We start from the raw sequence: 22505 nt of genomic DNA, 5'->3' as shown, positions 1-22505 counted from the left end.
GGCGATCCATCTGGGAGGATCGCCTGTTTTGTATTGAGAGGCGCTTATGACAGCACGCCCATTAAAATAAATTTGATTTTTTCTTTTTTGGAGAGCTGCTGCAAGTCTTTCTTAGCCAGCTTCTCTTGCTGAATCGGTGTAATAAACGAAGCATGCTCCGCCAATAGCTTGTCCGGGTTGGTGACGATCTTCTCACCGGCCGCTAAGCCGCTTTGAATTTCCTGCACATCCTTGACGAGCAGTCCGGGCGTTACGCTTCTCTTTTCAATATCGCCTTTCGTATTTAGCACGTAAACGTACGAACGCTTTCCGCTTGTTTCCACGCTGGATTTCGGCACCGTGACCGCTTGCAGCGCTTCCTTCGTGACAACCGTTACATTTGCTTTCATGCCGGGAAGCAGCTGGCTAAGCTCCTCTTCAAAGCCGTTTTGCTCAAGCTGAGCGGTAAATGGATATAAGCTTTTGCGCTTGACGGACGGTTCCTCTTCAGGAAATTCGTGAATATCCGTAATAGATCCGTTGAACGCCGGCGGAAATGGATCGACCGCTGCGTGAATCTTCAAGCCTTCTGTTACTTTTTTCATTTGCTTTTCATCAAACACACCTTGAATAGCCGGGTTGCGCGAACGGATGGAGATCAGCGGATTGTTCAGGTTTTGATCGATCGACTTTACGAAGCCTTCCACTTCGCTTTTAACGATCAAATTACTTTTGCTGGATTCATACTCCGCAATCAGCTTGTCATATTTGCGCAGCTCCTCTTCCAGCTTGAATTTTTCGGTTTCCTGATCGATTATTTCATTTTCTGTCGTCACCCGCGCGTCTTTATTCCGCTCTTCTTTCTTATCCTTGGCGTCTTTGCTGTCCTCCCGCTCCAACTCAGACAGTATGCTTTGAAGCTGAGAAATTTGCTTATTCATTAATTGAATTTGCTGCTGGGTTTTGGACTTTTCTGCTTCCAGCTCCATGACCTTCTGCTCAAGATCTGAAGATGAATACTCAAAGAGAGGCGTACCGGGCGATACGGGCTGGCCTTCCTTCACCAGGAACTTTTGAAAGGTGCCTTGCTCTTTATTGAAGTACACAGGGTATTCTTCTGCCGGAGTGATGACTCCTGTCGTGCGAAAGGATTCCACCACATCTTGATTGGAGGCTGTTTTCCAGCTGGTGATGGGCTGAGTCCGCTCAACCTTACTGTCTTCTTTATATGTTAAATAAAGGTTGCCGGCTATAAATGCAGCGCTCGCCGCCAGCAACATATTTCGATTCAATCGTTTCATTGCTCGTTCCCGCCTCCCTATTTATGAAAATAATCTTTCGATATGTATTGAGGTAAATAGGGCTGAAAAGACCCAGAAGAAGATCGTAATCGTCATAATTAATAGGAAAACGAACCGCGGTTCTCTCTCGGTTGCCCCTTTTAAAAATTGATATTGCAGTATGATGGCCCAAATCCGAAAGATAGAGATACTGCTAAAGAAGCTGATGATCAGCTGTTTATCTGTTGCCTGCTGCACAAGCACGCCTAAAGAAAAAGGAGAGGATTCTCTCGGGATAGCAAAATACCAATTAAGCAGCATCACTAGGCACATCTCTATTAAATAAATCAAAAATACGATAGACTGCAAGGCAAGTACCTTGCGAAAATCCACTTCTAAGAAGGTCCAGAATAATAGAGCCGGAATGAAAATAAACAGCAAAGGATAGAGAAGACCCCAAATCGAAGCGCCGATTGCAAAGAGCATCTTCTGCCATTCATGGGCTGTTTGATTGACATCAGCTAAGTAGGCTGAAACAGATTCTCCTTGAATTCCCAGAAAGCTGCTGAGAAAAGAAAGAACCACACTAAAGATCACCAAAGCAGCCATGCGAGGCCATAAACCCCGGATTTGTTCTGCGCGACTTAAAGAATAAAAGTTGTCTCTTGGACGGAACAGCCCTTTAATCAGCTGCATTTGATAAATCATCACAAAATCCTCCAATAAATAGTATAAAATGACATCATCCCTTATTATATACAACAGGGGGACTACATACCATTATAAACTAATAGGCGGGAATAAAAAAATAGATTTACCTCTTTCTTCACCGCTTTGCGGCGGGGTTCATTCAGCTGTATCCGCCGCTTGCAGAAAGGGCGGCTTGTGAATCTTCTTAAGCTAGCGGTCTATTATATTCAGAAAATTATATCCTTTGAAATATTTGTGTAAAGAAATGAACATGTCCATGTAATATGATCGTTATATTCACGTGGTAGAATGAGACTCGTGTTACAAATTAAGGAGGTCTATTACCCGTGAAAAAAGCGATCATGTCTTTCATGATTTTTCTGTTAGTGTTTAGCGCATCGGTTGCTGAAGCCGCATCGTCAACCTACACAGTAAAACGTGGAGACACATTATGGAGCATTGCAAGGGCACATAAGACAACTGTGAATCAACTGAAACAATGGAATAACTTAAAGTCTAATAATATAGCAATCGGCAAGAAATTAATCGTTTCAAAATCAGCTGTACGCAAGGCGAAGCCGGCAGCATCCGGCAAGAAAGTCGTGAAAGAGCTGAGTGTCAGATCGACGGCATACACTGCTTCATGCCGCGGATGCTCAGGTATTACAGCAACAGGCATCAATTTAAAGAAAAATCCGAAGGCGAAAGTCATTGCGGTTGATCCGAAGGTCATTCCATTAGGAACGAAAGTCTATGTAGAAGGATATGGCGAGGCGGTGGCCGGTGATAAGGGCGGAGCGATTAAGGGAAATAAGATTGACGTGTTCTTCCCTACTAAAAAACAAGCTTACCGCTGGGGTGTCCGCACGGTTAAAGTGAAAGTTCTAAAATAAAATAGTACTGGATCAAAAGAAATCCGTTATGTCAGCGGATTTCTTTTTTTTATCCTATTCTCATCAAAGATGGAGGGGGAACCGGAAGTCTCATTGGCCAGTCATTCACCTGTATCCCTGATTCACTCGGGCACGAGCTGTTTGAGAACATACTTTATATGAATCTATGAAAAAGGCGGCAGCTGCGGCTCGTCTGCTGAAATCAGACAGCTGCAATTAAGGGAATTGACTGATTTATTTCATCTTGGTTACAAAATAAGCGCATCCTCCTATCTGTAATACTTTCGTTATATTCTCGCACCAAAGCGTAATGACTTCTTAAAATCATTACATGGAAAACCGTGGTACAATGAATTTCGTCAGCGGATAACGCAGGTTATTCAGCTGTTTAAATAAATCCAACTTACAATCAATTCACTCATTAGTTGTTTGTTTATTGCCACGGGACAATTTTTTATAAAAAGATTCTCGCAGGCGGTTATTTCTTGTTTCTCTTTCAATTTAGTATGTAGGAAATGACCGCGTGTCAGAACGATCAGGAGGTTTTTCTATTATGAAAAAACAAATTATCGCACTTGCAGCTACTACAGTAATCGGCGGAGGATTATTCGGCACAGCCGCTTCCGCACAATCATATACAGTACAGAGCGGAGATACACTTTGGGGAATTTCTCAGAAACATAATACGACTGTTCAGCAACTAAAAAACTGGAATAAGCTATCATCTGATCTTATTTTTCCTAATCAAACATTAGAGGTTGGCGGTTCAACTGCTGCTCCAGCACCTTCTAATAATGGAACATACACAGTAAAACCGGGAGACACATTAGGCAAAATCGCTCGTGCTCATGGCATTTCTGTCAGTAAGCTTCAAGCTCTGAATGGATTGTCTTCTCACATGATCTATCCGGGAGACCAATTAGCCGTATCTGGAAACGTTCAAGTGAAGAGCCAGCCTGCTCAAAAAGCAGCTGCTCCAGCTCAAGCTCAAGCTCCAGCACCGGTGCAAAAGCAGCAAGCAGCATCTCAAGCGCCTGTTCAAAAAGCTCAAGCTACAGCACCGGCTCAAGGAAAAACAATGACCGTGACAGCAACAGCGTACACAGCACAATGTAACGGCTGCTCTGGCGTTACTGCTACAGGAATTAATTTAAATGCGAACCGCAATGCAAAAGTGATCGCTGTGGATCCTAACGTGATTCCGCTAGGCTCAAAAGTATACGTTGAAGGTTACGGTACAGCAATCGCAGGAGATACTGGCGGTGCGATTAAAGGCAACAGAATCGACCTTCACGTGCCAACTAAATCCCAAGCAAACAGCTGGGGTGTCCGCACAGTAAACATTACGATTTTAGACTAATTAAAAGTCTGTCTATGCCTCTCAGCCGAGCGTCAGCTGAGAGGCTTTTAAATGTAGGATAGTGGAGGGGAATCTCAGTCCATGAGAAAAAAGCCAAGAATGCTGGAAAATCAGCGTTCTTGGCTTTTATACTTTGCTGGATGTTGATCATTCAGCCCCTTGTAATGCCTGCTGCACGGTGGCGGCGAGGGCTTCCACGCCGAGTTGGATGGCTCGTTTATCAAATGTCATATCCGGATGGTGCAATCCGGGTTTTAAATCGGCGCCGATGCCCATCATGGAGGCTTTTAAATGAGGCCGCTCGATGGTGTAGAAGTGAAAATCATCGCTGCCGGATGTGGTGAGCGGCGGCGCGAGCCGGTCTTTGCCTGCAGCTTGGATGATGCCTTGGCGCAGGTATTCTTCCGCTTCCGGTGACACTTCCGCTCCGGGCGTCACATCGATCCAATCATAGGCGATGTTCACTTGAAGAAGCTGGGCCAACCCGTCCAGCTTCTTTTCCACTTCCTTTTGCATGTCCAGTAAAACGGAATTTTTTTGCGCACGGACATCCAATCCAAATTTGCCAGTACCGGGAATGATGTTTAAGCTTTGGCCGCCCGCTTCCATGTACGTCATTTTCACGGAGTAGGATTCAAACGGCGGGAACTTGATCCACTTCAGCTGTTCGTTGATGGCCGAGAGCACATCAATCGCGTTCACCGTCTGATGCGGACGGGCGCCGTGGGCATCGTGGCCGGCAATGCTCCCCTTTAGAAAAGCGACGGCGCCGTGATGAATGGCCGGCGTCATTTTACCGAAAGGCAGCTCTTCCGCCGGGCGTAAATGAATGCCGAACAAGTAATCCACATCATCGACGACTCCTTTTTTGACCATTTTCAAGGCGCCGCCTCCGGTTTCTTCTGCTGGCTGAAAAATAAAGCGCACGGTTCCTTTTTTCACATGATCCTTTAAAGAAAAAATCGTGCCGATGACAATGGCCATATGGGCATCGTGGCCGCATGAGTGATTCGCCTGATAGGTGCCGTTTACCTCCTGCCACAGAGCATCAATGTCGGCGCGAACGGCAATAACGGGCTGGCCGCTCCCCACTTCGGCGACAAGGCCTGTGCAGTCGTCAAAGGTGTAGCAAGCAATGCCTTCTGATCTCAGTATATCCGCGATATAAGCTGTCGTATTGGTTTCTTTCCAGCTGATTTCCGCATGGGTGTGCAAGTAATGAAAAATGTCTAGCAGGCGGCGATCCAGCCTGAGGTTGGTGTTATCCAAGACGCATCCTCCTTAGTGAACTTCTGCATGAATGACCGTTAATTCCTGCAGTGTTTCTTCGTTGATGATCAGTCCCAGTCCAGGCTTTTCATTCAAGTGGACAAAAGGCACTTCGTAATGCAGATCTCCAATATCCTGGCTGAACAAGAGCGGGCCGGTTAATTCTGTGCTTGTGATATTTTTTCTGGAAATGGCGGTATGATAACCAGCGGCGGAACCGATGGACGATTCCACCATCGAGCCGATCTGACAATCGATTCCGGCGTACTCCGCCGCTTTGGCAATATGAATCGCTGGAAAAATGCCGCCGGATTTCATCAGCTTAATATTGATTTTATCCACCGCTTCTTTTTTGATCATGTCGATCAGCTGCTCGCCTGTTTGAATGGATTCATCCGCCATGATCGGAATGGTCGATTGCCGCTTTAATTGAGCAAGACCGTCGATATCGCCAAGGCGGATCGGCTGCTCGATCCAGGAAAGATGGAAGCGCTCCAGCTGCTTCATCGCTTGAATGGCGGTCGAATAGCTGTGCCAGCCCAGGTTGGCATCGACGCGAATGGGCACCTCGCCGCCGACGGCTTCCCGCACCGCTTGAATGCGCTTAACGTCCAGGCGGTAATCCGAGCCGACCTTCAGCTTAAGCGATTGAAAGCCGGAGGCTATCGCTTCGCGCGCTTTTTCCGCCATCGCTTCAGGTTCATCAATGCTCAAAACCTTTGGATAAGTCAGCTCTGTATGTGCCCGTCCGCCAATTAAGTCATAGACTGGCAGATCGGATGCTTTGCCCATTAAGTCGTAGCAAGCGATATCAATTGCCGCTTTGGCTGCTGGATTCGCTGTAATTGTTTGATTCATCATATGATGAATTTCTTCAATTTGAAAAGGATTTTTCCCCATAACCTTTGGCAAAAGCACATGCCGCAAGATTTCTATCGTGCCGAAGAAGCTTTCTCCCGTTACATGTTCATCGGGAACAGCCTCTCCCCAACCGGTGATTCCGTTGTCCGTTTCCAATTTCACAATGATCGACGGCATGTAGTGAAAAGTGGCATACGATATGACAAACGGTGATTGAAGCGGCAAATGAACACCGCGTATTTCTGCTTTTACAATCTTCATTTGTTCGTCCTCTCCCTTATGATCTATGCATCATCTTTAGTATAAGGGAAAAAGAAGCTTTTAAAAGCTGAAAGTTTCAGTTAGTTTGCCGCTTGTGATTCGTAGCGCCTTTTCATGAACAGGCTTAAGAATACCGCAGGAACAATGACAACCGCCATTCCAAGAAAGGCCAGTCCTGGACTTTCTTTATACAAATAGCCGCCGGCAAAGGTCAGGACTGCCGTGCTGAGTCCCATGCCGAGTGAAGCGTATATACCTTGGGCAGCGGGAATTTCCTGCGTGGAAAATTCTTGGTATAACAGGCGGATAAACGCATAATGCGCCAGACCGAATGTTAAGGAGTGTAGCAGCTGTGTAAACAGGTATATCCATACATTTGGGAACAGGAATAAAAGCGTCCAGCGAATAATGGAGGCGATGGCCGCACCGAGAAACATGGAAGAGATTCGCACATTCTTCATCATGGTATCCGCTTTCGCGAAAAAGATAATTTCCGCCAGTACAGCCACGTTCAATATGACGCCGCTCCATGTATTGCTGACACCTAAATGCTGCAAATAAATAAAGCCGTAACTGTTGTAAGCCGCATGTGACCCTTGGATTAGAATGCAGATCACCATGGCTGTGATGAAGCGCTTAGATTTCAGCAGGGATCTTAGCGGCATCTCGGCTGACTCTGTCTTTGTTTTCAAAGAATCCGGCGTATAGTAAAAGGCGGCAATTACCATGAGAACGCAGCCGGCGAACATGGCATATATGATAGAAGCTTCTCCGTAATAGGCCGTGACAGCCCCTAGGACCAGCAAGCTAACGGTATAGCCAAGCGATCCCCATAAGCGGCTCTTTCCATAATCAATGTGATCGCTATGCATCATAATCGAGCCGATGCTTTCGGTCATCGGCATCATAAGCGGGTAGACAAGACTAAATATCGACATGGCGATAATCATGGCATAAAAAGAGTCAAATGGGATAAATAAATAAAGGAGCCCCAGACTACATACTGCTATGAGCTTGATGAGTGTGCCGATCGGGAATTTATGGCTTAAAGAAGGAAAGATGAAGAATGTCGAAAAGGAACGCACGAGCAGACCAGCTGCGATGACCGTGCTGGCGGACTCTACTGTTAGCCCTTTCTCAGAAATCAGCCAAGCGGTCCAGTAGGGCATGAAAATTCCCCATGTAAAGAAAAAAGTGAAAAAATTTAAGGACAACCAAGATTGCGCTTTTTGCATGAATGAAAACCTCACAAGTTAAATTTATACAGTGTCTAGATAAAAGAAGTGCTTCGATCCTTCATTATAGCGAAATACCGGATCACTGTCATGAGAAGAATCAAACGCTTGAAAAAAAACAGCTGCCATTATGCTATGATAATGGTCGTAAGCTATGAATCCATCAATGGGGACAATTACATAAAGACAGGGCGCTTGATGCCCATCCAGCGCTTCTTTACTGCCAGGAGAGGAGGGAGTTTGTCTCAATGAGTTTCATGGCAACCAAAGAAAGAGCGAGAGAAAAATATTCCACGAAAGATAAAGCATTTTGGCGAATGATGGGGTCGCTCGTTTGCGCTTCCATGATTACCTATGCCAATTTGTATTTTGTTCAGCCGGTCATGCCGATGTTCGTGCGCGACTTTGCCATTTCATCGGCTGAAGCGAGCTTGTCGCTTTCGCTGTCAGTGCTTGCATTAATGGCGGGCTTATTAGTATTTGGGCTGTATTCCGACCGGATCGGCCGCAGGAGGATTATGGACATCGGCTTAGTCTGTTCGATCATTCCGATTGGGCTGATGCCGCTGTTGCCTTCCTTTGCTTCCCTGCTTGTATTAAGAATGATTCAAGGCTTCTTTCTAGCGGCCATTCCGGCAGCGGCGATTGCCTATGTATCGGAAGAAGTCGAGCGCAAAAGTGTGGGTTTAGGCATTATGCTCTATATTGCCTCGAATGGATTAGGCGGCATGCTTGGGCGGGTCTTCATCGGCTATTTAGCAGATGAAGCCGGCTGGCATGCAGCGCTGTACAGCTTGCTCGCAGCGGAGACGGTTTTATTCATCTGCTATATCTGGTGGATTTCTCCTTCACGCTTTTTTAAGCCGAGCCAAAGAACGCTGAAGGAGGATATTCGGGGCATGGTTCGGCATATGCGCGATGTGCGCCTGCTTCCGCTGTTTTTATCAGGAATCATGCTGCAAATCGCCTTTACCGGCGTCTGGACGTACATGCCGTTTTATTTGCATGGCGAGCCGTTTGGCTGGTCACTCAAGACCATTTCCTTTATTTATTTAGCGTATATTGCCGGGATCGTCGGTTCGGCACTTGCCGGCAAGCTTTCGCAGTTTTTTGCAAAAACTAGAATATTGACGGTAGGGTCGCTGTTCTTTATCGGCGGGGCGGTAATGACGCTGTCTCCGTCGGGTGTGTGGATTGTCATCGGTTTGGTGATCACCTGTTTGGGATTTTTCGTTGTCCATTCCTTAATGACAGCGATCGTCAATGAGCGGGCCACTCATCATAAAGGGGGAGCTTCGAGCTTTTATTTATTCAGCTACTATTTAGGTGTAGCCATCGGCGGCACCTTGACGGCCTTTATTTGGGAGGCTATTGGCTGGATTGGCGTTGCTCTGCTTAGTCTGATGCTAATTCCATCCATACTTTGGATTCGGCTCTCAGGAAAAAAAGCCGAAAATTGAAACCTTTTGTTTTCCTGCACGTAAGAATAAGAAAAAAGGAGAGAGATTACATGACCACTGTAATGAAATGGATCACCGGCGGCCTGGAAGCCATACTGGCGATCCCTTTGGTTGGAGGTTCGATCGTTATCGGGAATTTATGGATGCCGCTTGGAATTATGGCCGTCCTGCATATTATAACCTTGCTTCTTTCCATTAAATCAGGAAGAAGCAGCCTCGGCAGCATTTTCGGCATCATCACCTCTTTGATCGCCTGGATTCCGTTTCTTGGCTGGGCGATGCATGTCGTCACCGCTTTTATTCTTATTTTCGATGCCTTTCGGGACAATTAATGGAAAACAGTGCTCCATTTCGGGGCGCTTTTTTTATGCAGCTGTTCGCCCGTATTTTGCAAAATAAACCCGTATTTTTGCAGAAACCGCCCGCTAATTAAAGCAGGCAGACCGCGAATCGTGTCGAGCGAAAAAAGTATAAAGAAAAGCAGCGGCAAAGTTCTGGTATAATAAAGCGAATCTGACTATTGGAGGGAGAGCATGCGCAAACTGTTATATCTTGCTGGATTCGTCCTTTTAGTATGGAGTCTGGCTGCCTGCAACCGGACGCCGGAGCCGAAAGAGAGACTTCAGGAATATGTGAAGCTGTGGAACGAGCAGAAATTTGATCAGATGTATAAAAAGTACTTGTCTGAAGACGTTAAGGAACGAGTGAAAAAAGAAGAATACGCTGATCGTTATCAAACCATTTATGATGATTTGGAAATAGAGAATCTCAAGGTTTCCCTCGCGGAACCGAAAGAACAGCCGGAGCAGCAAGAAAAGCGTGCTGAATTTCCGGTGAAAGTGGAAATGGATACATCAGCTGGCCCGATCCGTTTTGAAAAGAAAGCCGTGCTCAAACGGGAGGAGACAGAAAAAGGAGAGAATTGGTTTGTCGATTGGGATGCTTCGTATATTTTTCCTGAGATGGAGGAAGGGGATAAGATTTGGCTGGAAACGCTGGAAGGAACGCGCGGCCAGATCTTTGACCGTCATGGGAATTCTTTAGCGATAAATGGCAATGGCTATCGCGCCGGAGTTAAGGCAGGTGAGATCAATCACCAGCCGGCTGTCAAGAAGCGGCTGGCAGAGCTTCTCGGCATCACGCCAGACTTCATCGACGAGCAGCTGCAGCAGAGCTGGGTCCAGCCCGGTTATTTCGTCCCGCTGAAGACATTGTCGCGCGATCAGCGGGAAAAGATCGCTCAAGTTCAAGAGATACCTGAAGCGACCTTAGAGGAGATTCAGATTCGGGAGTATCCCTATAAAGAAGCGCTTGGTCATTTAACCGGCTATATTGGCCGCATTACCGGGGAAGAGCTGAAGAAGCTAAAAAGAAAAGGCTACAGCGCCGAAGATCAGATCGGCAAGCGCGGCCTGGAACAGCTGCTGGAGGAGCAGCTGAGAGAAGAGGACGGAAAACGGATATGGATCGAGAAGGAGAAAGCTGAGCCGGTGATGCTCGCTGAGACCCCTGCAAAGAACGGAAAAGATGTTAAAGTCGCTATTGATGCTGAATTGCAAAAGATCATTTACCAGCAATTACAGGGAGCGCCGGGAACAGCGGCGGCCGTTGAACCGAAAACAGGGGAAGTGCTGGCGCTGGCCAGCTCTCCGGCATTTGATCCGAACGAGTTTGTGCTCGGTGTCTCATCCAGCCGTTACCAGCAATTAGAGAGCGATCCGAAAAAGCCGCTTCTCAACCGCTTTGCGGCCACCTATTCACCAGGTTCAACGATTAAGCCGCTAACCGCTGCAATCGCCTTAAAGGCAAAAGTGATCGAACCGGAACAAACGCGCGACATTCAAGGGCTGCGCTGGCAGAAGGATGCTTCTTGGGGGAATTACCGCGTCACCCGGGTGAAAGACATTGGCCATCCGGTTTCTTTACAGGATGCGCTCGTTCACTCGGATAATATTTACTTTGCCCAAACCGCTTTAGAATTGGGAGGAGAACAGCTGGCGAATGGAATGAAAGCATTCGGATTTGGGGAAAAGCTGCCATTTGCCTATCCGATTCGCTCTTCGCAAATTTCCAACAGCGGCACATTAGAGGAAGAGCTGCTGCTCAGCGATACGGGCTACGGACAGGGGGAGGTTCTTTCGAGCATGCTTCATCTCGCTTCGGCATACAGCGCCATCGTCAACAACGGCACTATGATGAAGCCGCAGCTATCTGCGGGAAAAAAGCCCGAAGTGTGGAAGAAAGATCTCATGTCTCCTGCTGATGCCAAAACCCTTCAGCGCGATCTTCGGCTTGTTGTTCAAAAAGGAACAGCCCAAACCGCAGACACGCCGGGACTGGCGCTTGCCGGCAAGACGGGAACAGCTGAATTGAAGAAAACTCAAGGAACGAAAGGAAAAGAAAATGGCTTGTTTGTGGCCTACGATCAGAACAGTCCTGCTTTTGTACTGGCATTCATGATTGAAGGAGTGAACGGCCAGGGAGGAACCCGCGCTTCCTTAGAAGCAGTCCAGCGCACATTTAGCGAATGGCGCAAAGCTCAATAACTGCTGAAGGCCGTCTTATACAGGCGGTCTTCTTTTGTGCAGAAACAGTCAGAAATCGCTAAAACTTTCTGAGAAATAGCCGATAGTAAGGGTAAAAAAGTGGGCTTTTTATGTCACATTAAAGGAGAGTTGAGATGAAAAAAACTCTGTTTACCTTATCGACAGCAGCCGTGATATCAGCCGGGGCTGCCGCAGGAGCAGAAGCGGCCGAAAATCACGTCGTCAAGCCGGGAGAAACGTTAGAAAGCATCGCCAAGGAATATCAGACCCGCGCAGATGTGATCAAAAGCTTAAATCAGCTTGAGAGTGATCAAGTGCGTGTCAATCAGACACTGCGAATCGGGGAAGAGCAGGAAGCACCTCCTCCTGCCGCGAGTTCATGGCACACGGTAAAAGCAGGGGAGACGCTGTATGCTATTGCCAAGCTTTATCAAATGGAGGTCGGGCAGCTGAAAGAGCTGAATCGCTTATCCAGCGAGACGCTTCAGATTGGCCAGAAGCTGGCGGTTGTGAACGAAGCGCGGGTATCTCCCGCTCCAAGCCGGACGCCTGCTGCTGGGGCGCCCGCTAAGCAGGCGTCCATTTATCATGAACAAGCGGCAAGCGCCTCAGCCGCTGGAGTCTATACCGTTCGCAGCGGCGACACTCTATTTAGCATTGCCAAAAGACATCGAATGAGCGTTTCCCAGTTGCAAGCATTGAACCACTTGAATAATTACAATATTTATCCTGGTCAGAAGCTGAAAGTTCGCGGCACAGCGGCTGTGAAACAAAGTCCGAGCCGAGCGGCGGTTTCAGCGAAAACGTACGTGGTTCAAAGCGGTGATTCGCTGAGCGCGATTGCGAGAGCTTACCATACCACAGTTACTCAATTGCAAAAGCTTAATGGGCTGAATTCTCATTTTATTTATGCCGGACAAAAGCTGAAAGTCAGCGGAAAGCCATCTCCCGTGACGCCGCCTGCAGCAAAGCGCTCGCCGGTGAGGCCAGCCCCTTCTGCTGCTTATATGGTGAAGGGAGGCGACTCGTTAAGCAAAATCGCCAGCTTGCATCGTCTGAGCGTAGCGAAGCTAAAGCAATTAAACGGTTTAACCTCCGATTTGATTTTTCCGGGCCAAAAGCTGAGAGTAGGAGGGAAACCCGCGGCTAAACCCCCGGCTCCTTCCAGAAAACCGGCTCCTAAGCCATCCGCTCGTTCGGGCATGTATATCGTGCAAAGCGGCGATTCGTTAAGCAAAATCGCCAGCCGATATAACATGAGCGTGACAAAGCTGAAGCAGCTGAACGGTTTGCGGTCCGATCTGATTGTTGCCGGCCAAAAGCTCAAAGTGAGCGGTCAAACGAGAGGCAACGCACCAGCACCGGCAAAGCCAGCTCCAAAGCCGGCTGCGCCATCCGTACATACATATGCGGTAAAGAGCGGGGATACACTGGGGGCAATCGCCAGCCGTTACCGGTTAAGCGTGGCAGAGCTGAAACAGCTGAATGGATTGCGGTCCGATTTGATTTATGTGGGTCAGAAGCTGAAGGTCCGCGGCACCGCCAGCCCATCTCCGAAGTCATCCGTGACGCCGCCGAGCCAAGCGCCTTCGTCTTTCTCGGTTTCGCGTTTATTAGCGGAAGCGAAGAAGCATATGGGGACTCCTTACGTTTGGGGAGGCAGTAAGCCGAGCGGCTTTGATTGCAGCGGTTTTATTTATTACGTCTTTAACCAGACAGGCAAGAAAATTCCGCGGACGAACACGGATGGCTATTACAGCCGCTCCTATTACGTGAACAAACCGCAGCCGGGCGATTTGGTCTTTTTTGTCAATACATACAAGAGGGGCATTTCTCACATGGGGATCTATATTGGCGGCAACCAATTCATTCAAGCAAGCTCCTCTCACGGAATTACCATTACCAGCTTGGATAATTCGTATTTCAAGCAGCGCTTTGACAGTTTCAAAAGGTTCTATTAACCGCAGTTATCTGCTCATTCTCTATCCTGCGCGCAGGAATAGGGTATTCAATGAAAATATTTATTGTGAAAATGAGTGGATATGATACAATAAAGGTATAGTTTTCCGTTTTGTAAGTTATCGATGATAGAGTGGCACGGTTGGTGATGGCCAGGAAGCATTTGCTTTTGTTTTTTAAAAGCAAATGCTTTTTCTCTTATATTCAATGAAAATTAGCTGTGCAGATTGTAGGCTTAGACTAGCCCTAATCTCAGAATAAGTGATTCTACTAGGCCATGGGAATTACAAAGACAGCTCTAATTCATTTCCTTATAAAGGAAGTTAACCAAAAGAAAGTGTCAGTAGGTTATGATGGAAATTTGTCCCTGATCCTCATTATCTTAGAGTATACTAGCTGCGTGGGTGAAAAAACATGGATTGGGCTGGATGAAGTGAGGAGACTTTCTGACGGTTAAGTTGGTTCCAGCGGTAAATCCAGTGCTGAGAATAGAACAAAAGCGTATCCGGCCATTCCGGATACGCTTTTGTTGTTTGTGAAGCAGGTTTATTGTTTAACCTGAACGGTCCAACTGGATAGATCCGGCTGCTCCTGCTTCACTAATTCTTTTTGAAAGATAAATGTCCACGGTTTCGTCGTGTTCGCTTTTACTTCCAAGTTATCGAGGTTAAATTGGCCTTCAGCGATGACTTGCTTCTTATTGTCCAGCACTTGCAGCGGCAGTTGTTCGATTTGAATGTTCTTGTCATAGCCGTTGCGAATCAGCAAGGTGAAGCGTAGTTTTCCATCTTCTGAGCGCTTCGCTTGCAGGCCGGTAAAGTTTAATTCGTCTTGATTAGGGGCGCCGAGCTTCTTGACTATTTCTTTTAACTTCTGCTTTTCCGCTTCAGGGAGAGCTTGCTCCCAAGCATCCGCTAGATCCAGCTGATGCTCTGTGGAGGATAAGTCAAAAGCGAGCGTCCAGTTTTCCTTTTCGAGAACGGTGGCCGGGCGGACTGTCTCAGCCGGGAAGATAAAGGTCCATGGCCGGCTGCTTTTAGCAGGAATGTCTCCGAGCTCCTTCATGTTAAACGTATGCTTGGCCTTCACCTGCTTTGTTTGATTGAGCAAAATGAGCCGAACCTCGCCAAGCTGAATCGCCTTGTTGACCGAGTTGCGGACGAAGGCGGAAACGGCTAGTCCGTGAGGCTGTTCGTCCCACTCAATGCCCGACAAGGACAGCTGATTGGCTTTTAGCGGCGGCAGTTCGTTATGGAGAAAACGTAAAACGTACATTTGCTCTTTCGGTATAGCAGCGGCCGGATGGATGGAAAGCTCCGTTTGGACTTCTTCCGTGCTTTCCTGCGCGTTCTCACCTGTCAGCTTACTGGAATGAACGGCGCTTTCCTGGCCATCGGTTTTCAAGCTGTTTGTATCCTTCTTTTTCTTTTTGAAAAAAGATAGCATTAGACCTACTCCTTTTTAGTTAGTTCTTGAACGAGAGCGCCAAATTGAACGGCGACATCTTTCTGCAATTGGTGATGCATAGCCGTAAACAGCTGCAGCCCTTCGCGTGCGTATACCCTCATCGGATCTTCCTGCTGATAATAGCGAAGGCCGATGCCTTCTTTTAATCTGGTCATATTTTCTAAATGGCTGACCCATAAGCGGTCGATGGTGGAGAGCATAATGCGCTTGAGAAGATCATTCCACTCCGGCTGCTGCTGCTCCTTTAATTCATCGGAATAGCGGCTTTGCTCCTTCTCCACGATCGCATGCATTTCTTTCACACTGGTAATATCCTGCGGGAACTCAATCGGCCGGCCGCCTAATATCGCACGTACAGAAGCGGTTAACCGGTTCATATCCCACTCTTCAGGTAGCAGCTCGTCCGTACAAATGAAGTCAATTTCATCATGGCTGGCTTGCTGCATCATATCGAGGAAGCGCTCAATATGCTCTTCTTGATCGATGATTTGATTTCTTAATGTAAAGATAATGCTGCGCTGCTCATTAATGACATCATCGAGCTTCAGGTTATATTCTCTCATAGAGAAATGAGCGCCTTCAACGATGCGCTGCACACGATCGACAAATTCATGTATTTTCTTATTCGTTACCTGTCCGTTTTCATCCGTTTGCAGCTTCTTCGACAGCTTTTCCAGTTCATCTCTTGCGAAGCGGCGGAACATCTCATCTTCTAAAGAAATAAAGAACTGGCTTGAGCCGGGGTCTCCTTGACGGCCGGAGCGTCCTTTCAGCTGGTTGTCCACTCGGCGGCTTTCGTGGCGTTCAGTTCCGATGACGTGAAGCCCGCCAAGCTCTGCGACGCCCTCGCCTAATAGAATGTCCGTTCCGCGGCCGGCCATATTGGTGGCAATCGTAATTTGTCCGGCTTGTCCTGCTTTGGAGATAAGTTCGACTTCCTGCTCGACGCTCTTAGCGTTCAGCAATTCATAAGAGAGACCGGCTTTGGCAAAGTAATCCGCCACCTTTTCTGACTGCAGAATGGAGGTGGTGCCAACAAGCACGGGCTGTCCCGTTTCATGTCTTTTCTTGACCTCGGCAGTGACCGCCCGATATTTTTGGTCGGTTGTCGCAAAAATGCGATCCGGCATATCCACCCGCTGCTTCGGGCGGTTGGTCGGAACCTGGATGACTTTCATATTATAGACTTGCTGAAATTCTTTTTCTTCTGTTTTGGCGGTTCCTGTCATGCCGGAAAGATGCGGATACATCCGGAAATAGTTTTGAATTGTGATCGACGCCTGTGTTTTATTTTCCTCTGTGATTTCCAGGCCTTCTTTCGCCTCGATTGCTTGATGCAGTCCGTCACTTAATGTGCGGCCTTCCATCGTCCGGCCGGTGAAGATATCTACGAGCAAGACCTTGCCGTCTTTGACGATGTAATCCACATCGCGGGTAAACATCACATGAGCCCGCACAGCTTGAATCATATAATGATATAATACTTGATGCTCCAGCTCATAAAGATTATCGACGCCGAAGGCTTTTTCGACTTTTTCAATGCCTTGGTCTGTCAGGCTGACGGCTTTGGTTTCCGGATCCAGCGTATAATCCTCCTTCTCCACAAAGCGCTTGGCGAGGCGGGAGCCAAGCACATGGAGGTCGGCGCTTGCCGCCATCTTTCCGGCAATAATTAACGGGGTTTTCGCTTCGTCAATCAGCACGCTGTCCACTTCATCAATAATCGCGAAATGGTAGGGGCGCTGCACGCGCTGGTTGGAGTGCCAGACCATATTGTCTCGCAAATAATCGAAGCCGAATTCCGTGCCGACCCCGTACGTGATGTCCGCTTGATAAGCCGCTTGCTTCTCAGCCTGATCCATTAGCGGGAGGTTTAACCCGACAGTAAGTCCGAGAAACTGGTGGAGCGGACCGATTGTTTCGCAGTCGCGCTTGGCTAAGTAGTCGTTGACGGTAATGACATGAACACCTTTCCCTTCAAGGGCGCGCAAATAGCTCGGCAAGGAAGCCACAAGCGTTTTGCCTTCTCCGGTAGGCATTTCGGCAATGTTTGCTTCGGTCAGGACCAGTCCTCCGATTAATTGCACGTCATAATGCCGCATCCCAAGCACACGTTTAGAAGCCTCGCGGACGACGGCGAAGGCCTCCGCCTTCACATCATCCATCGTCTGGCCATTCGCCAGCCGCGCTTTAAAGGACTCGGTTTTTTCTCTTAACTCTTTATCTGACAATTTCTCAAAAGCGGGTTCCAAAGCATTGATCTGTTCGACAAGCTTATAGTACTTTTTTAAGCGCTGATCATTTGAATCACTTAATTTTTTGAAAAACGAAATCATATATGTGAACGCTCCCTTGGAGATAATGACTTATGAAATAATGTGAATCATTATTTTATCTTACCAAAAGAAGCACAAATTGACTATCCTATCCATCCTTATGTAAAAATAAACAAGAGGGAGGAAAGGTTTAACTTTTCCTAGTCAGGAAAAAGAAAAATAACCGTCTTTTTAACTATTTTGTATGGAACTAAAAAGAATTTGCCTTTATAATATTGAAATTGAAGCGGTTTGTGAGAGAATATGTAGTGGAAGGCAATATGCAAAATTCTCTTTCAGCTCTGCATAATAAATATGAAATCAATGGTATAAGCTAATAAATTAATCGTCTCGTACATTTTTAAGGAGGTACTACATGGTTGCCCTTGCCTTTGTGATCTGTTTAATAGCATCGCTTTTGATCACGCCGCTTGTGAAAAAACTGGCGATTGCTGTAGGAGCAGTGGATAAACCGAATTATCGTAAAGTACACCAGAAAATTATGCCGCGCATGGGTGGATTAGCGATTTTTTTCAGCTTTATCATCGGCATGCTTATTCTCCAGCCCTATGCGGAATTTAACGCAGCGATTATCGTGGGGAGCATCATCATTATCCTGACGGGCGTGTTGGATGACCGCTTTGAGCTATCAGCGAAAGTCAAGCTGGCCGGACAAGTGCTGGCTGCGCTCATCGTTGTGGTCTATGGCGGAGTGCAAGTGGAATTTATCAATTTGCCGTTCGGCGGTCAGATGGAGTTTGGTTATCTCAGCATTCCTTTAACCATTCTATGGATTGTGGGCATCACCAATGCCATTAATTTAATTGACGGCCTCGATGGATTAGCCGCTGGAGTTTCTTCGATCGCCTTGCTGACGATCAGCCTGGTGGCCTTTATGAAAGGCGACGTGTACGTGATGAGCGTAGCGCTGATTGTATTAGGAAGCACACTTGGCTTTTTGCGTTATAACTTCCACCCGGCCAAGATCTTTATGGGCGATACCGGCGCTTTGTTTCTCGGATATATTATCTCGGTTCTTGCATTGCTTGGATTTAAAAACATTACGGTCGTTTCACTAATCATTCCGATTATTATTCTAGGGGTGCCGATTACGGATACGTTCTTTGCAATCGTTCGCAGAAAGGTAAACAAGCAGCCGCTTTCAGCTCCGGATAAGTCCCATCTTCACCATTGTCTGCTGCGCTTGGGATTCACTCATAAACAGACCGTGCTGATTATTTACGCAATTGCCTCAATGTTTGGGCTAGCAGCCGTTATTTTTACGAAAGCGACACTTTGGGGAGCCATTATCTTAATTGGCGTGCTTGTTATTGCCATCGAATTATTTGTGGAGAGCGTCGGGCTTGTTAGCTCTAACTATAAGCCGCTTATCAAATTCATGAGAGTTCGCGCCAAAAAAAATTAATCAATATGTAACGAGCCAGTTCCTCAAGGTAAGGGAGCTGCTTCTTCTATCAAAAAAGTCCGCATCCTCAGCTGAGGATGCGGACTTTTTAAATGAGGATAACAAGCGGGACTTTTTAAGGCAGATCCAGATGCCGGGACAGCTTGCGCTTAATGACCTCCAGCTCTACTTCATCCAGTTCATAAATATACGCTCCGTTCTCCATTCTGCCGTCTTGGCCTGCCAGAGTCAGAGTTTCGAATTTGAGTTTGCCAGAGTTTCCGTATTTGATCAGGGCCTTCATTTCACCAAATGTCATATTGGTTTTCATATTGGAGCCGACCGCTTCAAGAATTTCATCATATTTTGAAATCGAATTCACGGAAATTGCTTTTCTGGTGACGGCTTTCAACAGCTCCTGCTGACGCTTGCCGCGTTCGATATCGCTGTCTAGCTTGCGCGTGCGGGCGAGAGCAAGCGCTTCTTCGCCACTTAACGTTTGTTTGCCCGGCTTAAGGTGAATGGCATTGTGAGCATCCTTGGAATTCTTTTCATACAATTCGTAAGGCACGTCATATGTCACGCCGCCGAGTGCATCGACGACATCCATAAAGGCGTAGAAGTTCATGCGCACATAATAATCGACAGGGACTTCCAGCAGCTCTTCGACTGTTTCAATGGTGGCCTTTGCCCCTCCGTAAGCATGCGCATGGTTAATTTTTGTTTTATATTCTACCTCTGGAACATACACGTAAGAATCACGGGGAATGCTCAGCAGTTTGATGGATTTATCCTTGGCGTTTAACGTAGCCAGCATGAGGGCGTCTGAACGCGTTTGGTCTCCGAAATCACGCTGTTCACTTTCGTCAATCCCGATAAAGAGAATCGAAATATTATCCTTGAGCGGGTGGACTTTCGCATTTCGAAGGGCGGATTTGCTTCTTCCGTCATCTGCATATGAGTTAGTAAAGATGGATTCCGCCTTTTTATACAAAAAGGCACCGTAACCAGCGGCCGTAAACGTTAAAAACAACAGGGGCGTAATAAAAAACAGCATCAGGCGTCGTCTCCGTTTATGCCTTTTGCGCTTTTGCATACGCTGTCTATCAGATGGCATGTCACTTAGCTCCTTCAATAATTAGTGTTTCCGTGTCCTGTATTCTAATCAACAAAAAAGCTCATTTTACTACAAAATAAGCTAAGCCTCATTTTACTACGAAATGATTCAGCAGTAAATTTTTTTTTCATAGAACGGACTTCTTTTGCTTAGGTCCGATTACTTTTGAACGAGCCGCTCCTGATAGAGAACATCCCCCTCCCGGATGATGGCTTGGCCATTCGTCAGCTCGATCATCCACTGCTCAAAAGCCGCTTTCTGGCTTTCTTCGACAAAGGTTTCCACTTCGACAACATCTGCATAATGGATATCCTTCAATGTGTAAACCGATGAACGAATTTCATTTTCAATTTTTCCAAGCCAGCTGTAGTCAATCTTTGTTTTCATGATTTGCATCAGCTTGCGTTCTACGATGCCGACAGCATTCAGCCCTTCTGAGGTCGCTCTCCCGTAAGCGCGGATCAAGCCGCCAGCGCCAAGCTTGATGCCGCCGAAGTAGCGGGTGACCACGACGACGGTATCTTTCAGGTTGCGTTTTTTCAGCACCTCAAGCATTGGGATTCCGGCTGTGCCGCTCGGTTCTCCATCATCGTTTGCTTTTTGAATCTGGTTCCTTTCGCCGACCATATAAGCGGAGCAGTTATGGGTGGCGTTCCAATGCTTTTTCTTTATATCGGCGATAAATTGCTGAGCCTCTTCCTCGGTCTCGGCTCGGCTGATATAGGCAATAAATCGTGACTTTTGAATAACTATTTCATTTTCTCCATAGCCTTTAACGGTATAATATTGGGATAACAAGGCAGCTTCCTCCAATAACTAGTTCTGAATTTGTGTTTCGAAGTTTCATTGAGCAGATAAACGGGTAAAGGCAGTTCTTATAATATATAAAAAATGAAAAAGAAAAAAGTCATTGGTTTTTAAATAAGGAAAAAAAGAAATACTTTTAATACAATAGTAAATAAACTTTAATTTATTGGAAAAGCTGTCATGGTATAATGTAAAGGTCAGACTGGGCAGATTTTCTGTGATTTTGTTTTGTGAATACATACAAAAATGAATCGAGATGATTGGAAGATCCGCCAAGGAGATGCATGGCAGTAAATACTTTAGGCCTAAATTTGCCTGTTTCGCTTTTGTTTTCCTAAGTCTTTTAGGGGAAAAATGAATCAATGATGCGGCTTTCCTAGTGAAATAGGGCGGATGCAGGTAAAATAGGATTGTCGAGAAAGGGATTACCTAATGGCGATTAAAAATGCGAACATCTCACTTTTAGATACCATTTTAGAAAAGATGATAGTGACCGTTGATCAAAGTAAGGGTGAAATCTTTGCGATTGCGGAACAAAGCCGAAGTGAGTATGAAACGCTGCTTGCCGAGCTCAACTCGATCCGCCATCAAGTACATCAGATCATTACTGAACAGGATGGTTTGGAAGTCAGCGTGAAGCTGGCAAGGAAGCGCTTATCGGAAGTGAGCAAACATTTTCATACATATTCTGAAGAAGCGGTGCGTGAAGCTTACGAGAAGGCTCATGAGTTAACGGTGAAATTGCTTGTATCGAGACAAAATGAAAAGCGGCTGTTAGAGAAGAGGAATGACCTGGAGCGGCGCCTGAAATCGGTGGAAATGACGATCGACCGGGCGGAGCATCTCGCTTCTCAGGTGTCCGTTGTGCTGAATTATTTGAGCCAAGATATCAAGCAGATTGGTGAAGTTCTAGAGGATGCGCGTATGAAGCAGGAGTTCGGCCTTCAGATTATGGAAGCTCAGGAAGAGGAACGAAAACGCCTGTCGCGGGAAATCCATGACGGACCTGCGCAAATGATGGCGAATGTCCTTCTCCGCTCTGATTTAATTGAGAAGCTGTACAAAGAGCGGCAAGTGGAGGATGCGTTTGAAGAGATCCGCAGTTTGAAGGAAATGGTTCGTTCGGCTTTGTATGAAGTGCGGCGGATTATTTATGACCTGCGCCCAATGGCCTTAGATGATCTCGGGTTGGTTCCTACGCTGAAGAAGTATTTGGCAACGGTGGAGGAATATGTACAATCCTTGAATAAATCGACGAAGATTACCTTTGCAAATATAGGGGAAGAAAAGCGGCTTTCTTCTAAATTGGAAGTGGCTTTATTCCGGCTCATACAGGAATCAGTACAAAACGCATTGAAGCATGCGGAAGCTACGGCTATTACAGTGAAACTTGAAATCAATAAACATAATGTGCTGGCTGTCATTAAGGACAACGGCAAAGGATTTAATGTGAAAGAGAAGAAAACGGGATCATTTGGAATCATGGGCATGAAGGAGCGGCTGGAGCTGCTGGAGGGAGATATGTCCATTCACTCCAAACCGGGCGACGGAACTTTAGTCATGATTACCGTTCCCATTATAGAGAAGACGTTGAACTAAGG

General features: G+C 46.7%; 17 protein-coding genes. 8 read left to right on the top strand and 9 right to left on the bottom strand.

All coding sequences use genetic code 11. The annotated features are described in order from the left end of the window. Window positions 1-44: 44 nt before the first annotated feature. Together CEF20_RS13265 and CEF20_RS13260 are read right to left on the bottom strand one after the other, a co-directional pair. Complete coding sequence (locus CEF20_RS13265) at window positions 45-1280, bottom strand: efflux RND transporter periplasmic adaptor subunit (RefSeq protein WP_157796283.1); 1236 nt, start codon at window positions 1278-1280, stop codon at window positions 45-47. A 21-nt stretch (window positions 1281-1301) separates the two neighbouring features. Continuing rightward, complete coding sequence (locus CEF20_RS13260; protein ID WP_100332397.1) at window positions 1302-1967, bottom strand: hypothetical protein; 666 nt, start codon at window positions 1965-1967, stop codon at window positions 1302-1304. A 329-nt stretch (window positions 1968-2296) separates the two neighbouring features. Here CEF20_RS13260 and CEF20_RS13255 point away from each other — a divergent pair, with 329 nt between their 5' ends. Both CEF20_RS13255 and CEF20_RS13250 read left to right on the top strand, forming a co-directional pair. Continuing rightward, window positions 2297-2842: a 3D domain-containing protein gene (locus CEF20_RS13255; protein WP_100332396.1), complete on the top strand. Its 546-nt coding sequence runs from the start codon at window positions 2297-2299 to the stop codon at window positions 2840-2842. A gap of 553 nt (window positions 2843-3395) precedes the next feature. After that, complete coding sequence (locus tag CEF20_RS13250; protein ID WP_100332395.1) at window positions 3396-4202, top strand: LysM peptidoglycan-binding domain-containing protein; 807 nt, start codon at window positions 3396-3398, stop codon at window positions 4200-4202. 147 nt (window positions 4203-4349) lie between these two features. Here CEF20_RS13250 and CEF20_RS13245 read toward each other — a convergent pair whose 3' ends face one another. The 3 genes from CEF20_RS13245 to CEF20_RS13235 all read right to left on the bottom strand — a co-directional run bounded on the left by CEF20_RS13245 (window position 4350) and on the right by CEF20_RS13235 (window position 7828). Then, entirely contained in the window at window positions 4350-5471 is a 1122-nt protein-coding gene (locus CEF20_RS13245; RefSeq protein ID WP_100332394.1) for an amidohydrolase, read from the bottom strand. 12 nt (window positions 5472-5483) lie between these two features. Further along, window positions 5484-6593: a mandelate racemase/muconate lactonizing enzyme family protein gene (locus tag CEF20_RS13240; RefSeq protein WP_100332393.1), complete on the bottom strand. Its 1110-nt coding sequence runs from the start codon at window positions 6591-6593 to the stop codon at window positions 5484-5486. 80 nt (window positions 6594-6673) lie between these two features. Further along, window positions 6674-7828: an MFS transporter gene (locus CEF20_RS13235; RefSeq protein WP_100332392.1), complete on the bottom strand. Its 1155-nt coding sequence runs from the start codon at window positions 7826-7828 to the stop codon at window positions 6674-6676. 248 nt (window positions 7829-8076) lie between these two features. On the opposite strand from CEF20_RS13235, the gene CEF20_RS13230 reads away from it, so the two are divergent. The 4 genes from CEF20_RS13230 (at window position 8077) to CEF20_RS13215 (ending at window position 13795) form a co-directional block, all read left to right on the top strand. Then, window positions 8077-9288: an MFS transporter gene (locus CEF20_RS13230; protein ID WP_100332391.1), complete on the top strand. Its 1212-nt coding sequence runs from the start codon at window positions 8077-8079 to the stop codon at window positions 9286-9288. A gap of 50 nt (window positions 9289-9338) precedes the next feature. Then, window positions 9339-9620 carry a hypothetical protein gene (locus CEF20_RS13225; protein ID WP_100332390.1) on the top strand — a complete coding sequence of 94 codons (282 nt, stop codon included), beginning with the start codon at window positions 9339-9341 and terminating at the stop codon, window positions 9618-9620. Window positions 9621-9821: 201 nt separating this feature from the next. Further along, a complete protein-coding gene (locus CEF20_RS13220) occupies window positions 9822-11834 on the top strand; it encodes a penicillin-binding transpeptidase domain-containing protein (RefSeq protein ID WP_100332389.1) in 2013 nt (670 codons plus the stop codon). Between the two features lie 134 nt (window positions 11835-11968). Continuing rightward, window positions 11969-13795 carry a peptidoglycan endopeptidase gene (locus CEF20_RS13215; protein ID WP_100332388.1) on the top strand — a complete coding sequence of 609 codons (1827 nt, stop codon included), beginning with the start codon at window positions 11969-11971 and terminating at the stop codon, window positions 13793-13795. A gap of 544 nt (window positions 13796-14339) precedes the next feature. Here the strand turns inward: CEF20_RS13215 and CEF20_RS13205 are convergent. Then, on the bottom strand, window positions 14340-15239 hold the full coding sequence (locus tag CEF20_RS13205) for an accessory Sec system S-layer assembly protein (RefSeq protein WP_100332386.1): 900 nt from the start codon (window positions 15237-15239) through the stop codon (window positions 14340-14342). A 5-nt stretch (window positions 15240-15244) separates the two neighbouring features. After that, entirely contained in the window at window positions 15245-17596 is a 2352-nt protein-coding gene (gene secA2 / locus CEF20_RS13200; RefSeq protein WP_100332385.1) for an accessory Sec system translocase SecA2, read from the bottom strand. 355 nt (window positions 17597-17951) lie between these two features. Here secA2 and CEF20_RS13195 point away from each other — a divergent pair, with 355 nt between their 5' ends. Next, window positions 17952-19001 (top strand): glycosyltransferase family 4 protein, encoded by a 1050-nt coding sequence (locus CEF20_RS13195; protein ID WP_100332384.1) that lies wholly within the window; start codon window positions 17952-17954, stop codon window positions 18999-19001. A 115-nt stretch (window positions 19002-19116) separates the two neighbouring features. Here the strand turns inward: CEF20_RS13195 and CEF20_RS13190 are convergent, their stop codons facing one another. Both CEF20_RS13190 and CEF20_RS13185 read right to left on the bottom strand, forming a co-directional pair. Beyond that, window positions 19117-20097: an LCP family protein gene (locus tag CEF20_RS13190; RefSeq protein WP_100332383.1), complete on the bottom strand. Its 981-nt coding sequence runs from the start codon at window positions 20095-20097 to the stop codon at window positions 19117-19119. A 159-nt stretch (window positions 20098-20256) separates the two neighbouring features. Next, entirely contained in the window at window positions 20257-20895 is a 639-nt protein-coding gene (locus CEF20_RS13185) for a YigZ family protein (RefSeq protein WP_100332382.1), read from the bottom strand. 441 nt (window positions 20896-21336) lie between these two features. On the opposite strand from CEF20_RS13185, the gene CEF20_RS13175 reads away from it, so the two are divergent. Then, entirely contained in the window at window positions 21337-22503 is a 1167-nt protein-coding gene (locus CEF20_RS13175; protein WP_100332380.1) for a sensor histidine kinase, read from the top strand. Window positions 22504-22505 lie beyond the last annotated feature (2 nt).

Source organism: Bacillus xiapuensis (genome assembly GCF_002797355.1).
In the GTDB taxonomy this organism is placed as follows: domain Bacteria; phylum Bacillota; class Bacilli; order Bacillales; family Domibacillaceae; genus Bacillus_CE; species Bacillus_CE xiapuensis.
The sequence above is the reverse complement of the archived record's forward strand: the minus strand, read 5'-3'. Positions and strand labels throughout refer to the sequence as shown.

Excerpts from the sequence above, each read along its gene's own strand:
- CEF20_RS13205 (WP_100332386.1), bottom strand. The coding sequence starts at position 15,239 with ATGCTATCTTTTTTCAAAAAGAAAAAGAAGGATACAAACAGCTTGAAA.
- CEF20_RS13225 (WP_100332390.1), top strand. The coding sequence starts at position 9,339 with ATGACCACTGTAATGAAATGGATCACCGGCGGCCTGGAAGCCATACTG.
- CEF20_RS13235 (WP_100332392.1), bottom strand. The coding sequence starts at position 7,828 with ATGCAAAAAGCGCAATCTTGGTTGTCCTTAAATTTTTTCACTTTTTTC.
- CEF20_RS13265 (WP_157796283.1), bottom strand. The coding sequence starts at position 1,280 with ATGAAACGATTGAATCGAAATATGTTGCTGGCGGCGAGCGCTGCATTT.
- CEF20_RS13215 (WP_100332388.1), top strand. The coding sequence starts at position 11,969 with ATGAAAAAAACTCTGTTTACCTTATCGACAGCAGCCGTGATATCAGCC.
- secA2 (WP_100332385.1), bottom strand. The coding sequence starts at position 17,596 with ATGATTTCGTTTTTCAAAAAATTAAGTGATTCAAATGATCAGCGCTTA.
- CEF20_RS13220 (WP_100332389.1), top strand. The coding sequence starts at position 9,822 with ATGCGCAAACTGTTATATCTTGCTGGATTCGTCCTTTTAGTATGGAGT.
- CEF20_RS13230 (WP_100332391.1), top strand. The coding sequence starts at position 8,077 with ATGAGTTTCATGGCAACCAAAGAAAGAGCGAGAGAAAAATATTCCACG.
- CEF20_RS13195 (WP_100332384.1), top strand. The coding sequence starts at position 17,952 with ATGGTTGCCCTTGCCTTTGTGATCTGTTTAATAGCATCGCTTTTGATC.
- CEF20_RS13175 (WP_100332380.1), top strand. The coding sequence starts at position 21,337 with ATGGCGATTAAAAATGCGAACATCTCACTTTTAGATACCATTTTAGAA.
- CEF20_RS13260 (WP_100332397.1), bottom strand. The coding sequence starts at position 1,967 with ATGATTTATCAAATGCAGCTGATTAAAGGGCTGTTCCGTCCAAGAGAC.
- CEF20_RS13190 (WP_100332383.1), bottom strand. The coding sequence starts at position 20,097 with ATGCCATCTGATAGACAGCGTATGCAAAAGCGCAAAAGGCATAAACGG.
- CEF20_RS13250 (WP_100332395.1), top strand. The coding sequence starts at position 3,396 with ATGAAAAAACAAATTATCGCACTTGCAGCTACTACAGTAATCGGCGGA.
- CEF20_RS13240 (WP_100332393.1), bottom strand. The coding sequence starts at position 6,593 with ATGAAGATTGTAAAAGCAGAAATACGCGGTGTTCATTTGCCGCTTCAA.